The 661-nt window shown below is 38.4% G+C and carries 1 protein-coding gene; it reads right to left on the bottom strand.

The window, feature by feature from the left end; all coding sequences use genetic code 11:
• Positions 1–661, bottom strand: a 661-nt coding sequence (locus tag HMPREF2801_RS05540) for a helicase-related protein (protein WP_148130079.1), incomplete at both ends; no start/stop codon positions are given.

Below are 661 nucleotides of genomic sequence, written 5' to 3'. Positions count from 1 at the left end.
CACCCAAAGGTACGCATCAAAGGTATTCTCTGTAACATAACGATAGATATTTACTTTCTCATTTTCGTTTCCTTGTCTTACAATTCTCCCTGCTCTTTGTTCCAAGTCAGCGGGACGCCAAGGAACATCGAGGTCATGCAAAGCAATTAGTTTATTTTGCACATTCGTTCCGGCTCCCATCTTCTGCGTTGAACCCATTAAGATACGGATTTCTCCTTTTCTTACTTTCGCAAAGAGTTCGTCCTTTTGCTTATCGGAATTAGCTTCGTGGATAAAGGCAATTTCTTCTTTCGGTATGCCCATAGCTACAAGTTTTTCTCTAATATCATCATAGATGTTAAATTCTCCATCTCCTTTTGGAGTGGACATATCAGAGAAAAGTAGCTGTGTTGACCTATTTTCTTTTGTCTTATCCCAAATAGCAAATACATTTTTCACGCATACATTAACCTTGCTATCAGGGTTATCAGGAAGAAGTGGATTGATTAAACGCTGATCTAAGGCAAGTTTCTTGCCGTCATTGGTAATCTTAAGCATATTATCAACATCTGGCTCTACAACTCTATTTCTGACATCATCTGCTCTTTTAGAAAGGCTCTTTAGGATTTCCTTTTGTTCTTCACTTGGCAAGGTTTTAATAACTTCATAGTGTGCTTCAGGT

The organism is Peptoniphilus sp. HMSC062D09 (assembly GCF_001811425.1).
Lineage (GTDB): Bacteria > Bacillota > Clostridia > Tissierellales > Peptoniphilaceae > Peptoniphilus_A.
The sequence above is the reverse complement of the archived record's forward strand: the minus strand, read 5'-3'. Positions and strand labels throughout refer to the sequence as shown.